At 51.0% G+C, this 241-nt stretch carries 1 protein-coding gene; it reads right to left on the bottom strand.

The window, feature by feature from the left end:
- Positions 1–241, bottom strand: a 241-nt coding sequence (locus tag AAEY62_RS24435) for an FAD-dependent oxidoreductase (protein WP_350637069.1), incomplete at both ends; no start/stop codon positions are given.

Below are 241 nucleotides of genomic sequence, written 5' to 3'. Positions count from 1 at the left end.
CGCTGAGTCATTTCAACTTGCGTCACACTTGAGCCTAAACTGGCAAAGCTTTCTGCAAGCTCACAACCAATCGGGCCGCCACCTAAAACAACCAGTTTTTTGGGCGCTTCGTCGAGCTCTGCAAATTTGCTCCATAAAGTATCGCTGGTAACGTAACCGGTTTCTTCAATACCTGGCAGTGGCGGTACAAACGGGCGAGCACCGGTGGCAATAACAAGTGTGCGAGCGGTAAGAGTTTGCG

The organism is Pseudoalteromonas sp. GW168-MNA-CIBAN-0100, assembly GCF_040309225.1.
GTDB classification, from domain to species: Bacteria; Pseudomonadota; Gammaproteobacteria; order Enterobacterales; family Alteromonadaceae; genus Pseudoalteromonas; species Pseudoalteromonas arctica.
Note: the sequence above shows the minus strand (reverse complement) of the source record. Positions and strands in the feature narration are given on the sequence as shown.